This is a genomic window from Serratia sp. ASV30, assembly GCF_016428815.1.
GTDB classification, from domain to species: domain Bacteria; phylum Pseudomonadota; class Gammaproteobacteria; order Enterobacterales; family Enterobacteriaceae; genus Chania; species Chania fonticola_C.
On the sequence record NZ_JAELTL010000024.1, the window covers coordinates 1 to 16,729 of the forward strand.

The window sequence follows — 16,729 nt, forward strand, 5'->3', positions numbered from 1 at the left end:
CCCCCCCCCCCCCCCCCCCCCCCCCCCCCCCCCCCCCCCCCCCCCCCCCCCCCTTTTTAGATGTGTATAAGAGACAGGAATGGCTCGATCTTGTCCACTTGATTCAAAACAAACAGCGTTTTTCCTTTACCTCCGGCGGGAAGAAGAACATCTTTGTAAAAATGCTCATCTGCTGAAAATGCACGATCATCACCTTTGATAACCCAGAGGATCAGATCGAGTTTTGGCATGAGCTCCCTGTAGAGTTTTTCGTACTCGCTGTCACGTTCGGCACTTTCCCCCACGCCAGGTATGTCGACGAGGTAAATGGAACGCTTCCCAAACCGGATTCGTATTTCCTTTATTTCACGGGTACAGGCACCCACATCACTGACCGGGCATTCTTCTCCTTTAAAAATGGCATTGCACAGGCTGGATTTGCCTGCTCCGGTTTTCCCCATGATACCAATCCTAGGCTCATAGCCGACAATCTCGTTAAGCTTGCTGAAAACGAGTCTTCTGATCCCCTCAGGCAGAATATCCACTGCATCCTTGACCGGGTTGTAACCGGCTTTTGCTTTGTCTTCCATTCACTCCCTCTCTTTGCTAGCCAGCCAGGCTGGTCTTTCACTGCAGAAATTCCTGAGTGGTCTTCTATTGCTTGCTGCTCAGAGCCCTCTTCCTGCGTCAGGCCAATCTCCTTCAGCACGAAGTAACTTACTAACAGCACAACTGAAAATCAGGCTGTGAACAATGCCCCACCAGACGGTATGGATTTAGTGATCTTTTCAGGAAGGCAAAGGGGAGTAAAATTGTTAATACCGATCGAATTGTCGAAACCGATCTGTGAAACCTATCGGGAATAACGATCATTTGTTTATTTTTAATAGCCATTAACTATCAAACAAAGAAAACCGATCGTTTTAGCAGATCAATAAACAAAGAGAGGATGTGTCGAATTTAACGGGGGAAATTGTGAGCAGATGATTGTGAGAACCTATAGCGTGAGAAGGGATAGCCTGTTTCTACTTGAGTACCTCTCAAGTCAATCGAAGGTATGTTCGCAGTTCCGACATTCAAACCGGTCAAACAGAACCCCGTCCATTGCAGACCCTGTCACAGCGCCTGCTGTAGCACCAGCGACAAACCGCCCCAGCAATGAACCAATAACAGCCCCTGCAGCTGTTCCCACTATAGGGACAACAGAACCCATTGCTGCCCCAGCGCCAGCGCCACTGAGTGCCCCTGCAACACCGCCTGCTATACCTCCCGCCATCCTGCCAATATGGCGCTCACTTATACGTTCAGACCCGCATTCTGGGCATATCGTTGTCATTTCTGTATTCTCCTTTTTCAGTACGTTAAAAAGCAAAAAGGCACCCGTACGTTGATGAACGGATGCCTTCTTTCTTGTGACTTGTGTGTTTATTTGTCTGTATCATTCGCCAAGCTATAGAGGTACTACTGCACAATCTCCGATAGATAAAATTAATCATCTAGTTAGCATAGGGAAATTAAGCTTGGCAAAATCAAACGGACTAACCGCCCTCACCCGGTTCGCATCCAGAAAATCCGCCCACCACTGCAGCATCAGCCTGCGCTCATCCAAATGCTCTGCTTTATGGATATAGGCCGCACGAACACCATTCCGCTCCTGGTGACTCATCTGGCGTTCCACCGCATCCCTCGACCACAACCCCGACTCGATCAGTGAACTACAGGCCATGGTGCGAAAGCCGTGACCGCAAACCTCGGTCTTAGTGTCATAGCCCATGGTTTGCAGCGCTTTGTTTACCGTCCCTTCACTCATTGGTTTTCGCGACGAATGATCGCCAATAAATACCAACTCACAGTGGCCACTCACCTCCCGAATATTTCGGAAGATTTCCAACGCCTGACGGCTTAGTGGAACAAGATGAGGCGTGTGCATTTTTGATCCCCGTTCAGAAAACCTCACTCCAGGGATCGGAGTTCGCTCTGCAGGTATCGTCCATAATGCACGCTTGAAATCGATCTCCGGCCAGCGGGCAAAACGCAACTCGCTAGAACGCACAAACAGAAGCAGCGAAAGATTGATGGCCCATTGTGTGAACAACCTTCCTTTATATACATCAACCCGGCCAAGGAGTTCATGAAGCCGCTCAAGCTCCAAAGCTGGGCGATGCTCAACTTTGCCTGGCATAAGCGCCCCAGCCATATCCTGAGCCGGATTGTAATCAATCAGCCCATTCTGTACGGCATAGGTCATTATCGCGGTAACTCGCTGTTTTAGACGTTTGGCAACCTCTAAACGTCCTGAACGTTCGACGCTTTTGATCGGAGCCAACAGATCACGGGTCTTCAGATCTGCTATGTGCGTATTACCAATAGAAGGGAAAATTTCGTCAGCCAAATTTTTCAGGATACGTTCAGCATGCAAAGCCGACCACTTCTTGTTATCGGCATGCCAGGCACGGGCTACTCCCTCGAACGTTTTCTCATCGTCCTGAAGTTTGGTTTTGATCGCTTTCTTGTGTTCTCGCGGATCGGTGCCAGCGGCAACTAGCTTCCTGGCTTCATCACGTTTCTGACGGGCTTCTGAAAGGGAGACTTCTGGGTAGACACCAAGTGCCATTAGGTGTTGCTTTCCGCCAAAACGAAATCGTAACCGCCAGTACTTGGAACCATTGGGATGGACCAACAGAAACATCCCGTCTCCGTCGGTTAATGAATACTCTTTGTCTTCGGGTTTTGCCGAACGCACCTTGATATCTGTCAGGGCCATATCCATGTCCTCGCATGTGCTTGCGGTGAGTATACAGAGAATCATAGAAACAACGTATATACTCAAATGTATACTTGCAAGCAGCTTGATGTAGGTTGAATTACGTTGACTTACGGAGAGTAGAAAAGGGAGAAAAGTGAGTGATACCGTGGGTTTCAGACAAAAAAATAGACGTCGGTTGACGTCTATTGATTTCGAAATGGTACCCGGGGCGGGACTTGAACCCGCACAGCCATAAGCCGAGGGATTTTAAATCCCTTGTGTCTACCGATTTCACCACCCGGGCTCGGGAAAATTGGAGGCGCGTTCCGGAGTCGAACCGGACTAGACGGATTTGCAATCCGCTACATAACCGCTTTGTTAACGCGCCTTAATTCTGTTTGCCTTTGCAGGCTAAAGCTCGTAATCACCAGCTTTACTAAATTTGGAGCGGGAAACGAGACTCGAACTCGCGACCCCGACCTTGGCAAGGTCGTGCTCTACCAACTGAGCTATTCCCGCATTAATCAGAACTTGCTGATTTTTTTAACTCTTTTGGCAACTCACCGCTGCCGTCTGATGCGATGCATTCTACTTATCTGGCGTGGTGAGTCAATAAAATTGTTGTCTCACCGGGTTCGTTTGCCGATTTTTACATCGCTTCGATCAAGGTTCCAGCAAATCGCGGCGTGCCGCGTTCAAATATTGGAACATTGACCAGAAGGTCAGCACGGCGGCGATGTACAGCAAGCCGAACGACAGATACTCCACCGTACGTTCTGGACGCCACAACAGGCCAACCAATGACATCATCTGCGCCATGGTTTTCACCTTGCCAATCCACGAAACCGCCACGCTGCTGCGCTTGCCGATTTCCGCCATCCATTCGCGCAACGACGAGATTATGATCTCGCGGGCGATCATGGTTGCCGCAGGCAGAGTGATCCACCAGGTGTGATAATGCTCCGCTACCAGCACCAGGGCCACCGCCACCATCACCTTATCGGCAACCGGGTCGAGGAACGCACCAAAGCGGGTTGTCTGCTTCCAGCGACGGGCTAAAAAGCCGTCAAACCAATCGGTTACAGCAGCAAACACGAAAATGACCGCACAGAGCATCGGAGCCCAGACGAACGGCAGGTAAAACGCCAGTACGAAGAATGGGATCAAAACTACGCGGAACAGGGTAAGCCAAGTCGGTATATTCAATTGCATAATGCTGGTAACTATCTGGCTGGAGTGGAAATTAAGAGTATGTTGCTACATTGCCCTCAGTGTTTCAATGCATTGTAGATCTTTTCTGCCAATGCTTGTGAAATACCCGGCACTTTTGCAATTTCCTCAACGCTGGCGTTCAATAATGGTTGAAGTCCACCCATATACTTCAACAGCACCTGACGCCGTTTTGGCCCAACGCCGTCGATCAGTTCCAAAGCGCTGGTGTTTTTGACTTTCGCCCGTTTCTGGCGATGGCCGGTGATCGCATGGTTGTGTGAGTCATCACGAATATGCTGGATCACGTGCAGTGCCGGCGAGTCCGAAGGTAGCGAAATCCCCTCCCCCTCAGGGACGAAGAACAACGTCTCCAGCCCGGCTTTACGATCGCTGCCTTTGGCAATACCGATCAGCAACGGTTTGTGCTTGTCCCAGGTCACGTTCAGCGAATTGAACACGTCAATCGCCATACCCAGTTGCCCTTTCCCGCCATCAATAAAGATGACGTCAGGGATTTTGCTCTCTTCGAGAGCCTTACCATAGCGCCGTTTCAGCACTTGCGCCATCGCGGCATAGTCATCACCCGGCGTGATACCGGTAATATTGTAGCGCCGATACTCCGAGCGCAACGGACCGTTACTGTCGAACACCACGCAGGAAGCAACGGTCTGCTCCCCCATCGTGTGGCTGATATCGAAACACTCCATCCGGTTGATTTCGGTCAGGTTCAGCGTTTTCGCCAGTTCCGCCAGCCGCTGATGGATAGTCGATTGCTGAGAAAGCTTGGTAACCAGCGCCGTCGAGGCATTGGTACGCGCCAGCTTCAAGTAGCGGGCACGATCGCCACGCGGTTTGCTCTGGATCTGGATCTTGCGGCCAGCCAGTTCGCTTAGCGAGCTAGCCAGCAGATCTTTTTCCGGTAACGTAAAGTCCAGCAGGATCTCGGCTGGCAAGGTGCGCGCCTGGCTGCCTTGTAAATAGAACTGGCCCACAAAGGTTTGCACCACTTCACTCAGTTCTGTACCACCCGGTACTTTCGGGAAGTAGCTGCGACTGCCTAACACCTTGCCCTGGCGAATAAACAGCACGTGTACGCAGGCCATACCCGCATCGAAAGCCACGCCGATCACGTCCAGATCGTCGCTGTCTCCTGAGACAAACTGCTTTTCCGTTACTCGCCGTACCGCCTGGATCTGATCGCGGATACGCGCAGCTTCTTCAAAATTGAGTAGTTTGCTGGCGTTTTCCATCCGCTCAATCAACTGGTGCAATACCTGCTGATCCTTACCGGACAAAAACAGGCGCACATAGTCTACTTGCTGGCGATAATCTTCCTCACTCACCAAACCGGCAACGCAAGGCCCCAGACAACGGCCAATCTGATACTGCAGGCAAGGACGGGAGCGATTGCGGTAGACGCTGTTATCGCATTGACGCACGGGGAACAGTTTTTGCAGCAGCGCCAGCGTTTCACGCACGGCGTAAGAATTGGGGAACGGGCCAAAGTATTCGCCTTTGGCATGCTTGGCACCACGGTGTACCGTCAGCCTTGGGTGGCTATCGGCACTCAAAAAAATCAGCGGATAGGATTTATCGTCGCGCAACAGAACATTATATCGGGGTTGATACAGCTTGATATAATTATGTTCCAGCAGTAACGCCTCGGTTTCCGTATGAGTAACGGTAACGTCAATTTGCGCGATATTTTTGACCAGCGTTTCCGTCTTACGGCTACTGACCTGAGTGCGGAAATAGCTCGCGAGACGTTTTTTCAGGTCCTTGGCTTTACCCACATAGATCACCGTCCCCGTCAGATCATACATGCGATAAACGCCAGGCTGACTGGTTACGGTTTTAAGAAATGCCGGTGCATCAAAACGATCATTCACTGCTTAACAATGTCTCCGCGTTGAACAGCCCGTGTCTGATCGCCAGATGGGTCAATTCAACATCCCCGCTGATATTCAGCTTGGTGAACATACGATAACGATAACTATTCACTGTTTTAGGGCTGAGATTCAGCTGTTCTGAGATCTCATTCACTTTCTTCCCTTTAGTGATCATCAACATAATTTGTAATTCACGCTCAGACAAGGTGCTGAACGGGTTTTCCGCCTGCGGCTCCAACTGGCTTAATGCCATTTGCTGGGCGATGTCCGAAGCGATGTAACGCTGGCCGGCATGTACCGAACGGATCGCGTTAATCACCTCTTGCGGTGCTGCGCCTTTGCTCAGATAGCCAGCCGCGCCCGCTTGCATCACCTTGGCAGGCAACGGGTTCTCAGTATGAATAGTCAACATGATGACCTTGATATCGGGCGTGTAACGTACAATCTTACGGGTGGCTTCCAGCCCCCCAATACCCGGCATATTCATATCCATCAGAACGATATCGACAGAGTTGCCGCGGCACCATTTTACGGCGTCTTCACCGCATTGTGCTTCGCCAACAACTTTAATGCCTTTGATATCTTCAAGAATGCGTCGTATCCCTGCGCGCACCAGTTCGTGGTCATCAACAAGAAGAACGCTAATCAAGGAAAATTCTCCAAAATAAGGGAGTAACGCAATCAATCAGCCTCTGTCATCTAAACAGATATTACTTGGTTTTCAGCAAAGAATGAATACAGATTAATACTTACTCTCGGTTAACTATGGCCAGGTTTGTCGACCCCTGCGCCACCTTTGTTACGATTAAACCACTGGCTAGCGGATAAAAAACCATCAAGCCTATTAGGCTCAATACATTATCACCATGATACGCCATTTTACGCCATCTGGCGGGAAAATTAATCGCTGTTTTCACAAAACCAGATAATAACCATCCCACCAATTATCACCCGTAACTATATGAATCACAAAAAAATAACAAAATTATGCCATTTTTAATCACGTACAAACCGCTATAGGGAAACCCTTATTCAGAATACATAACCGCTGTGGACGGCGAAAAAGGTGACATTTCAAGAGAAAATAACCGACCTAAATGTCAATAGCTTGCAGATGAAATAGTTATTCATCACGTCGAATTAAGCCAGTATTACTTTATAAAATCCACGCAGTCTGAAAGCACGCACCCTATCACTAACTATAAATGAGTATGCGAAGGAATTACACCACTAACGGAAAAAATGCCCTGCCAACCAGCCCTCACGGGCATCGTGCCCCCGCCACCCGGCCACACGCGATACGAACTGCCAATGCTGTGATATACTCCGCGCCCTAAATGAGGCACGGGGTCTGCCTGGGTGAGTCGGCAGCCGGTTGTTGTGCATCAAACCACATTTTCACATTTCACTTCAGGCTTACGCCTTAAAATTCAGGAGATAAAATGAGCAACGTTGACTTCACTACGTCTGCAGACCCACAAGCGCTGGCCACCGAAGTTGCCTGCCTAAAAGCGACTTTGACGTTGATATTAAAGGCCATTGGCCAGGCTGATGCCGGTAAAGTGATCATCAATCTGGAACGCTTTGCCGCTCAGGTGGATGACCCGGATCAGGCTGAAATCTTCAAGAACAGTATTCAGCAGATCAAGCACGCCTACCGCCAATAATCCGTGCGCTATCAGGCCCCCCGCTTGGGGTCTGATAACGGCTTGGCGGTGTATTTTAGCCCCCCTCAGCGGTTGAATGATAAGTTTCGTAACAGAATATTTTCTATCATTGTCTTAATCAATATCTACCCCCTCCTATTAATCAATAGTTAAAAAACAACAATAGGATTAGTCCCATTTAAACATTAATAATGTTGTGGGATTTTTATTACCCCATTATTGTTCGTGATGCGAATAAATAGCCCTATAGACTAGGAATTAACTCACCTTTTGCACAGTATCTGCACGGGCATGCTGGCAAGCGCCGTTTTCTTTGGGGGTAATTGGCCCGCAAGGCGCGGGCCGGGTTTGATGAGGGCTAACCAGCGAATTATCGGACTACCATCACCGAGATCTTGGCGTGGCGTACAATGGCGGCCGCATTCGAGCCGAGCAGGTAAGTTTTGACACTAGGACGGCGGGAGCCAATCACGATCAGATCGGCTGAGATTTCCTCAGCAAGTTGTAACACCTCGTCACGTGGCGAACCGAAGCTGATGGTATAAGACAGACGCTCCAACGGCAGGTCGATCTTCGCCATGAGTTTCTTCAGCCCCTCCACCGCCTTCACTTCAGCCTGATTTTCAAACTCTTTGATGCCAAACGAATAGGCGGTCACAAACGCCGAAGCATCCGGCAAGGCATGGAAGAAATGCACCTTGGCCCCAGACATCTTGGCCAGATACTCCACGTGTTCGAGCGCATGTTCAGTCAATACGTCTTCTGCAAGATCTACCGGTACTAAAATGGTCTTGTACATATTCAATCCCCTCTCTGTATTACCGTGATGAACACAGCTTACCGCTGGCCAATGGGAGCTTGTACCTATTTATGATGCTTTTGTGATCAGCAGGTGTAGCTGGTGGCTTCTCGACCTTTTGACCACAGTGACTCAACCAATGATTTATACTTTTGTGATTTGAACCGCAAAACTAACCAAATGTACGCTGCACGCTCGGCGATCCTCTGCCAAGCCGCGCCAGCTGCAGCAATAAACTGATTAGAACTCAACTGCTCCCCGCGCAACACCCGCTATTAACGCCCCTCAAGCACCGGCAGGCATCTGGATTAGTTTAATCGCCTTTTATCATTAGTTTTTCTCATGCGAATTTTATAAGCCCCTGTTTAATCAATGAGATAACCACTGCCGGTACTGTTCATTTACCGCAGTAAAGAGTAATCTTCCGCCCCCTAGACGTCCGATTTGCCTCCCCTGAGTAAAGAATAATCGGCTTTTATCCCACCCCATTATGTTGTAAATATGTTGCACAAAGGTGGTGATATTGAGTTACCTTAACTTTTGTCGGAAAAACCGGCGAATACAGATAAAAAAGAGCCACTTCAGAGCTCGCCATTCCACTCATGACAGGTAAAAACAGGACAGCATAAGATGGTAGATCATTCTAAAATAGCAGTGGACGCCACGCCCGGATCAGAAGATCACCTAAGGCGAAACCTCTCAAACCGACATATCCAGCTGATCGCTATCGGCGGTGCCATTGGTACAGGTTTGTTTATGGGTTCCGGTAAGACCATCAGCCTGGCCGGGCCTTCCATCATCTTCGTGTACATGATCATCGGCTTTATGCTGTTTTTCGTGATGCGCGCGATGGGCGAGCTGCTGCTCTCCAATCTGCAGTACAAATCTTTCAGCGACTTTGCCGCCGATCTCCTCGGCCCTTGGGCAGGGTTCTTCACCGGTTGGACTTACTGGTTCTGTTGGGTAGTGACCGGCATTGCCGACGTGGTGGCCATTACCGCCTACGCGCAGTTCTGGTTCCCCGATCTCTCCCAATGGATCGCCTCTTTACTGTGCGTGTTGCTGCTGCTCAGCCTGAACCTGGCAACGGTGAAAATGTTCGGTGAGATGGAGTTCTGGTTTGCGATGATCAAAATCGTCGCGATAGTGGGCCTGATCATCGCCGGTCTGGTCATGGTGGCGATGCACTTCGAATCACCAACCGGCAGCGTGGCCTCCTTCTCCCACTTATGGAATGACGGCGGCATGTTCCCGAAAGGCATTAGCGGCTTCTTTGCCGGCTTCCAGATTGCGGTGTTTGCCTTTGTGGGTATCGAGCTGGTGGGAACCACCGCCGCCGAAACCAAAGATCCGGAAAAAGTGCTGCCACGCGCCATCAACTCCATCCCGATCCGCATCATCATGTTCTACGTCTTCGCGCTGATCGTGATCATGTCGGTAACGCCTTGGAACTCTGTAGTGGCCGATAAGAGCCCGTTTGTCGAACTGTTCGTACTGATTGGTCTGCCAGCCGCAGCCAGCGTGATCAACTTCGTAGTGTTGACCTCTGCCGCCTCTTCCGCCAACAGCGGCGTGTTCTCCACCAGCCGTATGCTGTTCGGCCTGGCACAGGAAGGCGATGCGCCTAAATCCTTTGCCAACCTGTCCAAACGTGCGGTACCGGCAAACGGCCTGACCTTCTCCTGTATCTGTCTGCTGGGTGGCGTGGTGCTGATCTATCTTATCCCGAACGTCATGACCGTATTCACGCTGGTCACCACCGTGTCGGCTATTCTGTTCATGTTCGTCTGGACCATCATTCTGTGCTCGTATCTGGTCTACCGTAAGCAACGTCCGGCACTGCACCAGAAATCGATCTACAAGATGCCTGCCGGTAAGTTGATGTGCTGGGTATGCATGGCGTTCTTCGCATTCGTACTGGTGCTGCTGACGCTGCGCGAGGACACACGCCAGGCGCTGGTCGTCACGCCGCTGTGGTTTATCATTCTGGGGATCGGTTATCAGTTTGTGCGCCGTAAGAAGGCGGCCTGATCTTGGTTATTGCAACGCCGCGTTCTCACGCGGCGTTTTTACAGGCGCAGCATGCAGCGCCTCTACGTTAACTCCGCAGGCTTTGGCTTTCGCCGAATACGCAACTCACTGACAATCACCCCCAACACAATCAACCCTGCGCCAATCAACGCCAACCCCGGCAAACGCTCACCGGCGATACGGCCGACTATCCCAGCCCATACCGGTTCACCGGCATAAATAACCGTGGCACGGGTAGGTGAAACGCTACGTTGTGCCCAGTTCATCGTCAGTTGGATCACCGCACTGACTATCCCCAGCCCTACCGCGCTATAAAGCAGATAGTTGGAAAACGCCGGAACCGACTCCCCGGTAGGGGCCATCATCAAAAACGATAACAACGACGCGGTAGCAAGCTGCACAATGGTCACCCGCCGCACGTTGACCTTGCCCGCAAAAGCACCGATTAAAATCACCTCGATGGCGATCGCCAGCGCACTGACCAACGTGAGGAATTCACCGCCGCTGAATGCCAGGCTGGAACTGCTTGGCCCGCTCAGCAGCATCAGGCCGACGAAGGCCAGCAGAATGCCAATCCAGGACATGATCCCCGGCATACGCCCAAGGACCAACCACTGCAATAACGGCACAATCGGCACGTACATGGCAGTAATAAACGCCGACTGGCTGCTGGTGATGGTTTGCAGCCCCATGGTTTGCAGGCCATAGCCGAACATGATTGAGGTGCCGATAAACACCCCAGCCTTGATTTCGTACCAGGTCATCCCCCGCAGCGAACGCAGAGAGAACAGCACTAGCGCCAACGTCGCGGTGCCAAAGCGTAGCCCGACAAAAAAGAATGGCCCACTGACCAGCATCGCCTGATGTACAGCCAAAAAAGTGCCGCCCCAGAGCATGGTGATAAAGACCAGCACGGCTTCTTGGGGTTTGATTTTCAGAAACAGCGTGGGAGTAGAGTTTTTCTTGACCGTTGACACTGACTTGCCCTTCCTGCTGGCTGCAATAAAATACACAATTTCTGCCAGTATGGGGAAAAGGCTAGCAATGGGCAATATCGTGCCGGATTGGCAGCAGCAATCACCGCCCTGTGCCGAGGGCTTACAACCCATCCTCCTGGAGCTTTTTACTCTTCCTGGGCCGGGACTTCCGGCAGCGTTTCCAACGGCGGCTGTATCCCCTCAGAGATGTAATCTACGGCAGCCAGGGGGCGCTCGTTGCCCATAGCGTCTTCCACCACCACATGTTTGATAGCACCGTCAGAAAGTATCACTCGCTTAATGCCACGTTCGGGTTCCATATCTCCTCCCTGTGTGAATGTCTGCCCCTCAAGTTTAGCCTGTGCGGCGCCTGTCGGGTTGCGGTCTAAGTGTTTATCTGAATACCCTTCGCATTTTTTATCATCTCCCCCGGTTATCAGAGCTACGTGCGGCAATACACTTTGTATGGTCAGCGAAAAATCATCACTGGCAGTTATACATAGAAGGTGAAACATCAATCATCCCTATCTTGTTTGCGGAACCCGAGCAGGGTTAAAATGCCGCTCAACCTACCGCTCATCCGTTGAACGTCCGGTCGATCCAAGCTGTGTCCGCCTGTCCACCTACCAAAGCCAGGCGTTCTATTTTTTGCGTACTGCAAAGGGAAATAAGTCAGTGTCTAAAGATTTTGATGAACTAATAAGAGACATGGATCTTATTATTGAAAATGTAGACAGTTTCAAGGCTATGGCCCCACGCATGCCGCCACCGGCGGTAGAAGCGCCGCCAACAGCTCACTCCTACGATTCATTCTGCGAAAACATTGCGCTGAAAGTGGTATTGAAGGTTCTGCTGTCATCGGTAGACAAGATCGTCAAGGTGCAAATCGCCAACCGAGTTGAGCAAGAGATCACTCAGATCGAGCAGCAGGTCGTCTTGGCTGGCGGAGGCCCGGTTGCACCCGAAGACCTGGCACAAATGACCCACTACGTGCGCCGTACCGTTCACGATTTACTCAATTGAGCTCCGCCAGAAAAGCGGTTGTGCGTTGGGAATGGATTGTTTCAGCCCTGATAGCATGACTTGGCGAGTATCGGCATTCAGAGAATGGTTGAATAATCATCGGGTATACCCGAATCAAGCGTACTCCAGGCGTTTCGGCTGCAAGCCGGGCGTTTGGGGTCTCGTCACCTTGATGGCTTTCGCCGGATCGCCTGCCACAAACTCCAGAGTGGGCGAGTAGTAAAAAGGCAGCCATGCCTCGAAATTCTCTTCCCACTCCCATTTGACTGGGCAGGGCCACAGAATATCTTCGTACAGAATGTAATAGATCCACCTCCCATGAGGGCGGCGTGGCTTAAGTGTTTTCATAATGCCATCAATACTTTCTCACCTGTTGCAAGCTGGCCGCGAAATGGGCCGCTCAGCCATAATACCTCAGTGGAGCCACTTGAAGCGAGGAGGCACCACGAAACGCGGTACTTGACAGGTAATTATACGATAACGGCGCGGATTTTGCGGCAAAGTAGCGGAGTTTAATCCACTACTTTGCCGCAATGCATTACTGTGAAGTGATGGTAAATCTTACTACATGTTCAGTGAGGCATAGTGCTGTTGGCAAGTTGGCTTGCTCTTGTCACTACCCTCTGCCCTTAAGGGCGTATCCCTGGTGAAGCACAATATTTTCTATTCGGTATACTGTTGAGAAAGGTCAATTATTCCCTTCTCTTGCCAACAACATACCCATTTTTTGCCACCAGGAAAACAGGTGAAAAACACCCTTGTAATCACTGACAATAAATGTTAACAAAAGCTAATCAATACAGACACCTTAATGAACATTTGAATTATTAGCATGAAAAGGAAAGATTGGCCATGAAGATTAACGTAACGGACACTCCAAATCCGCAGGACGAAGAGTTCGTGATTGACAGCCTCTGGGCGCACAACCATCAGTATGATGCAGTAGATATTCATCCGTTATTCCTGACCGTCACCGACGAGCGTGGGCAGATCGTAGCCGGGCTGGTTGCCAGAACCTGGTGGGGTGGATTAGAAGTCCAGTACCTGTGGGTAGGTGACGAGTATCGCAAAAAAGGCTACGGCCGTGACCTGATGCTGCGGGCAGAGCAGGAAGCCGTCAAGCGCGGTTGCCATATGGCCTATGTCGACACCTTCAGTTTTCAGGCGCAGGCGTTTTACGAAAAACTGGGGTACCAACCGTATGGCAACTTAGCGGGCTATGCGCACCGCCATACTCGCATCTATTTAGCGAAAAACATCTGATAGCGCTGAAGTATGAGGGGTTCAAATGGATTCATTTTGGCAGAGCAATGAATTATATTTAAAAGGTCTCATCACCATGATGGAACATTTAAATGAGCCTTGGGGCATTAAAGATTTATCTTCACGCCATATTTATATGAACAAGGCGGCCTATCTTTATACCAACACACCTCTCAATTTCGATATTGCGGGCAAGCTTGATGCCGAATTCCCTGCCGATTGGGCAGAGTTCGCCCCAGACCTGCAAGAACACGATAGGAAAACCGAAGGAACTCGGGATCGCGTAGCCGTCATCGAGACGCACTTCTGGTACGGCAGCGACAGTCTGGTCCCCTTTATCAGCGAAAAGTTGCCTATTTATAATGACAAGGAAGAGCTGGTTGGCACCATGTGGAACGCCCGTCCGCTGGACAGTTTCTCACCGCTAAAATATATCAACCAGCAAAAACCCAGCATATTAACCACCGAAGTCAGCATCCGGATTTTTACCCAGTCGGAGCTGGATATCATATTTTTGATGCTGCAACGCTACACCAACAAAGAGATTGCCAGGTTATATGACGTCAGCAATAAAACCATAGAAAATAGAATCTACAACATCTACCAAAAAGCCGATGTGCATACCCTCCAACAGTTCGAAGAGTATTGCAAACTGGTGAATTTGGACAGCTACATTCCAGTACGCCTGATTGAAAAAGGCATCCAATTTATTTAAACGTTAACGAGAGATTATCGTGATTAAAATTGAAGACTACCCATTGAGCCGGGTACCGCAGGATAAGAGGGTCTCCTTCCTCAGCGTCGCCATCGTGCATATGGGTATGCTAACGGCCTTGGACCAGTTTATGTTGGGTGCCGTATTGGGCAACTCAATGACCCTGACCGATGCCTTTATCGCCATCTCTATTGGCAGCTTGATTTTTGGGGTCGTGACGTTCGGGCTAGGTTTGGCCGGGATGAGAGAAGGTATTTCCGGCAGCCTGCTGGCTCGCTGGTGTGGCTTTGGCCGTATAGGTTCGGTGCTTATCGGCCTGGTAGTGGCCGTCAGCCTGTTGGGCTGGTTTGGCATTCAGAACGCCATCTTTGCCAAATCGCTTAACTTCGCTTTGGGCGATCGCCTGGGCTTCCCGCTGTCAGCCTCACTCTCCGGCCTATTTTTGACGGTGCTGGTCGCTTTTGGTTTTAAAGCGCTGCGCATCACAGCACGTATTGCGGTGCCGTTGTTTATCCTGCTGGTGTTCTTTATTTCCTATAACGTCCTCTCTGGGCAGAAACTGCATGAGGCCATTCTGCTGGCCCCTATGGGGGAAGCGTTAACCATCAGCGCGGGCATCACCATCGTGGTCGGCGGCGCCATTGTTGCCAGCCTGATGACTCCAGACCTGACCCGTTACTCCAAAAACAAACGCCACGTGTTTGGCATTACGCTGCTGACCATTATTGCCGGTGAATTCGTGGTTAACGGCCTGGCGATTTTTATTGCCAAAACGCTCGGCACCGCAGACGTGGTAACGATCATGGCTCAAAGTGCGGGCGGCATCGGTTTGCTGGTAGTGGTATTCTCCACCCTGCGCGTTAACGATCTGAACCTCTATTCGTCGTCCTTGGGCGTGGTGAATGCGGTTGAAGGGATTACCGGTAAAAAGCTGAAATACACCGCAACCACGGTGATTATCGGTCTGTTGGGCACGCTGCTTTCGGTTCTGGGGATCCTGGATCGGTTTGTGGATTTCCTGACCGTGCTGGGCGTGGTATTCCCACCGATCCTCGGCGTCATGCTGGTGGACTATTTCCTGCTGCGCAGCCACCGAGACGCTTTGGACGCCAGCCGCCAGCTTGGACAACTGCCGCAGGAAACGCCGCTCATCGGTTGGGCGGCGATTATCGCCAGCATCGTCGGAAGCGTGATTGGTCTGGTGACGGAATGGGGCGTGCCAACCATTAACTCACTGCTGGCAGCCAGCGTGATTTACTGGCTGTTTAAACGCCTGTTTGGCCGGGCAACCAGCCTGCAAACAGCCTAGTTCCAAGAACGCGAAACAAGCGGGCGCAGCATTCTGCGCTCGCTGAGTTAATCAACCGGTCAGGTCGCGCTACCGGGAATTACAATATTACTGTCCGCCAACGACCCCATCTGATTAAACATCACGCAGGCCGCATCCACGATATGCATGGCAATGGCGGCACCGCTGCCCTCCCCCAGTCGCATATCCAGATGCAGATAAGGTGCCAATTTCAGGTGCTCAAGTGCGGCAGCCGCGCCCTTCTCCGCAGAGAAATGGGACGGCAGCAGGTAATCCCGAGCCTGAGGCGCAATGCCGCAGACCGCCAGCGCAGAGGCATATGAGAGAAAACCATCGAGGATCACCGGCAGACCGGCCGCCGCAGCCCCCAACATCACGCCAGCCATTCCCACCAAATCGTATCCACCCAGCTTTGCCAGTACGTCCAGCGCATCTTGAGTATCCGGCTGATTTACCTCAATAGCCCGGCGCACCACGTCCACCTTGTGGTGTAAACGGTCGCTGGGGAAGTTGGCACCAATGCCGACCACTTCCTGCGGATCGCGGCCGGTAAAGACGCTGACTAACGCTGCGGCCGGCGTCGTATTAGCCATCCCCAGTTCCCCGACGCCAAACAGCTTCACCCCAAGCGCCGCCTGTTCCAGCGTCAGTTGAGCCGTGGCCAACAGCAACTCCTTCGCCTGCTGGCGCGTCATTGCCGCACCGCGCGCAATGTTACCGCTGCCACGTCCGACTTTCATGTCGATCAGACCCGGCAAGGGGGCGCTGTCGATGCCAACATCCACCAGCTTTACCTCGGCACCAGCATTGGCGGCCAATACGCAGACGCCGGTATTGCCTTTCACCATATTCAGCGCCTGGATCACCGTCACTTCACGCGGTGACACCGCCACCCCTTCGGCATAAACGCCGTGATCGGCCATCATGACGATGATTTGTTTGCGGCTGGCGGCCATCCCACTAAAACCGCGCATCCCGGCTAACTGGGTTGCCAACTGTTCCAGGCGACCAAGGCTGCCCGGTGGCTTGAGCAGGCCATCAATCTTTGCCGCTGCCTGTTGCATGGCAGCCGCGTCCAACGGCTTAATCGAGTCGATTAACGATGACAATGTTTGCATA

Annotated in this window: 15 protein-coding genes, 3 tRNA genes and 1 pseudogene; 6 read left to right on the forward strand and 13 right to left on the reverse strand. The window is 51.3% G+C overall.

Annotated features, from left to right (window positions below; genetic code table 11):
• Positions 1-77: 77 nt before the first annotated feature.
• From JHD74_RS12630 to uvrY, 8 genes and pseudogenes are all read right to left on the reverse strand, one after another.
• A pseudogene (locus JHD74_RS12630) lies at positions 78-569 on the reverse strand (GTPase); the annotation flags it as partial.
• Between the two features lie 902 nt (positions 570-1,471).
• A complete protein-coding gene (locus JHD74_RS12635) occupies positions 1,472-2,743 on the reverse strand; it encodes an integrase arm-type DNA-binding domain-containing protein (RefSeq protein ID WP_199062810.1) in 1,272 nt (423 codons plus the stop codon).
• A gap of 200 nt (positions 2,744-2,943) precedes the next feature.
• Positions 2,944-3,029, reverse strand: a tRNA-Leu gene (locus JHD74_RS12640).
• Between the two features lie 10 nt (positions 3,030-3,039).
• Positions 3,040-3,113 (reverse strand) — tRNA-Cys (locus JHD74_RS12645).
• Positions 3,114-3,168: 55 nt separating this feature from the next.
• Positions 3,169-3,244, reverse strand: a tRNA-Gly gene (locus JHD74_RS12650).
• A gap of 144 nt (positions 3,245-3,388) precedes the next feature.
• Positions 3,389-3,937 (reverse strand): CDP-diacylglycerol--glycerol-3-phosphate 3-phosphatidyltransferase, encoded by a 549-nt coding sequence (pgsA, locus tag JHD74_RS12655; protein WP_024528495.1) that lies wholly within the window; start codon positions 3,935-3,937, stop codon positions 3,389-3,391.
• A gap of 56 nt (positions 3,938-3,993) precedes the next feature.
• Positions 3,994-5,826, reverse strand: coding sequence for an excinuclease ABC subunit UvrC (gene uvrC, locus JHD74_RS12660; protein WP_074031293.1), 1,833 nt, complete (start codon positions 5,824-5,826; stop codon positions 3,994-3,996).
• Positions 5,819-6,475 carry a UvrY/SirA/GacA family response regulator transcription factor gene (gene uvrY / locus JHD74_RS12665; protein ID WP_024485703.1) on the reverse strand — a complete coding sequence of 219 codons (657 nt, stop codon included), beginning with the start codon at positions 6,473-6,475 and terminating at the stop codon, positions 5,819-5,821. Before uvrY ends, uvrC begins: the two co-directional genes overlap by 8 nt.
• Before the next feature lie 793 nt (positions 6,476-7,268).
• Between uvrY and JHD74_RS12670 the strand changes: the two genes are divergently transcribed.
• Positions 7,269-7,493, forward strand: a complete 225-nt coding sequence (locus JHD74_RS12670; protein ID WP_074031292.1) for a DUF2594 family protein — start codon at positions 7,269-7,271, stop codon at positions 7,491-7,493.
• Between the two features lie 370 nt (positions 7,494-7,863).
• Here the strand turns inward: JHD74_RS12670 and JHD74_RS12675 are convergent, their stop codons facing one another.
• Positions 7,864-8,292, reverse strand: a complete 429-nt coding sequence (locus JHD74_RS12675; RefSeq protein ID WP_021804757.1) for a universal stress protein — start codon at positions 8,290-8,292, stop codon at positions 7,864-7,866.
• Positions 8,293-8,922: 630 nt separating this feature from the next.
• On the opposite strand from JHD74_RS12675, the gene cycA reads away from it, so the two are divergent.
• Positions 8,923-10,323 (forward strand): D-serine/D-alanine/glycine transporter, encoded by a 1,401-nt coding sequence (cycA, locus tag JHD74_RS12680; protein WP_024486730.1) that lies wholly within the window; start codon positions 8,923-8,925, stop codon positions 10,321-10,323.
• Positions 10,324-10,385: 62 nt separating this feature from the next.
• Here the strand turns inward: cycA and JHD74_RS12685 are convergent, their stop codons facing one another.
• Entirely contained in the window at positions 10,386-11,300 is a 915-nt protein-coding gene (locus JHD74_RS12685; RefSeq protein ID WP_370592634.1) for a DMT family transporter, read from the reverse strand.
• 146 nt (positions 11,301-11,446) lie between these two features.
• Positions 11,447-11,620 (reverse strand): hypothetical protein, encoded by a 174-nt coding sequence (locus JHD74_RS12690; protein WP_199062812.1) that lies wholly within the window; start codon positions 11,618-11,620, stop codon positions 11,447-11,449.
• Between the two features lie 388 nt (positions 11,621-12,008).
• Here JHD74_RS12690 and JHD74_RS12695 point away from each other — a divergent pair, with 388 nt between their 5' ends.
• Positions 12,009-12,323, forward strand: coding sequence for a hypothetical protein (locus JHD74_RS12695; RefSeq protein ID WP_024528493.1), 315 nt, complete (start codon positions 12,009-12,011; stop codon positions 12,321-12,323).
• A gap of 114 nt (positions 12,324-12,437) precedes the next feature.
• On the opposite strand, the gene JHD74_RS12700 is transcribed toward JHD74_RS12695, so the two are convergent.
• Positions 12,438-12,671 (reverse strand): hypothetical protein, encoded by a 234-nt coding sequence (locus JHD74_RS12700; RefSeq protein WP_074031289.1) that lies wholly within the window; start codon positions 12,669-12,671, stop codon positions 12,438-12,440.
• A 504-nt stretch (positions 12,672-13,175) separates the two neighbouring features.
• On the opposite strand from JHD74_RS12700, the gene JHD74_RS12705 reads away from it, so the two are divergent.
• From JHD74_RS12705 to JHD74_RS12715, 3 genes are read left to right on the forward strand one after another with little or no spacing between them, the layout of a single operon-like run.
• The gene (locus JHD74_RS12705; protein ID WP_074031288.1) at positions 13,176-13,586 is read left to right on the forward strand and encodes a GNAT family N-acetyltransferase; all 411 of its coding nucleotides are present in this window, start codon (positions 13,176-13,178) and stop codon (positions 13,584-13,586) included.
• A gap of 25 nt (positions 13,587-13,611) precedes the next feature.
• On the forward strand, positions 13,612-14,301 hold the full coding sequence (locus JHD74_RS12710) for a PAS and helix-turn-helix domain-containing protein (RefSeq protein ID WP_074031287.1): 690 nt from the start codon (positions 13,612-13,614) through the stop codon (positions 14,299-14,301).
• A gap of 19 nt (positions 14,302-14,320) precedes the next feature.
• Positions 14,321-15,610 (forward strand): cytosine permease, encoded by a 1,290-nt coding sequence (locus JHD74_RS12715; protein WP_074031286.1) that lies wholly within the window; start codon positions 14,321-14,323, stop codon positions 15,608-15,610.
• 59 nt (positions 15,611-15,669) lie between these two features.
• Here the strand turns inward: JHD74_RS12715 and cobT are convergent, their stop codons facing one another.
• A complete protein-coding gene (cobT, locus tag JHD74_RS12720) occupies positions 15,670-16,728 on the reverse strand; it encodes a nicotinate-nucleotide--dimethylbenzimidazole phosphoribosyltransferase (protein ID WP_024528490.1) in 1,059 nt (352 codons plus the stop codon).
• Position 16,729: the final 1 nt, after the last annotated feature.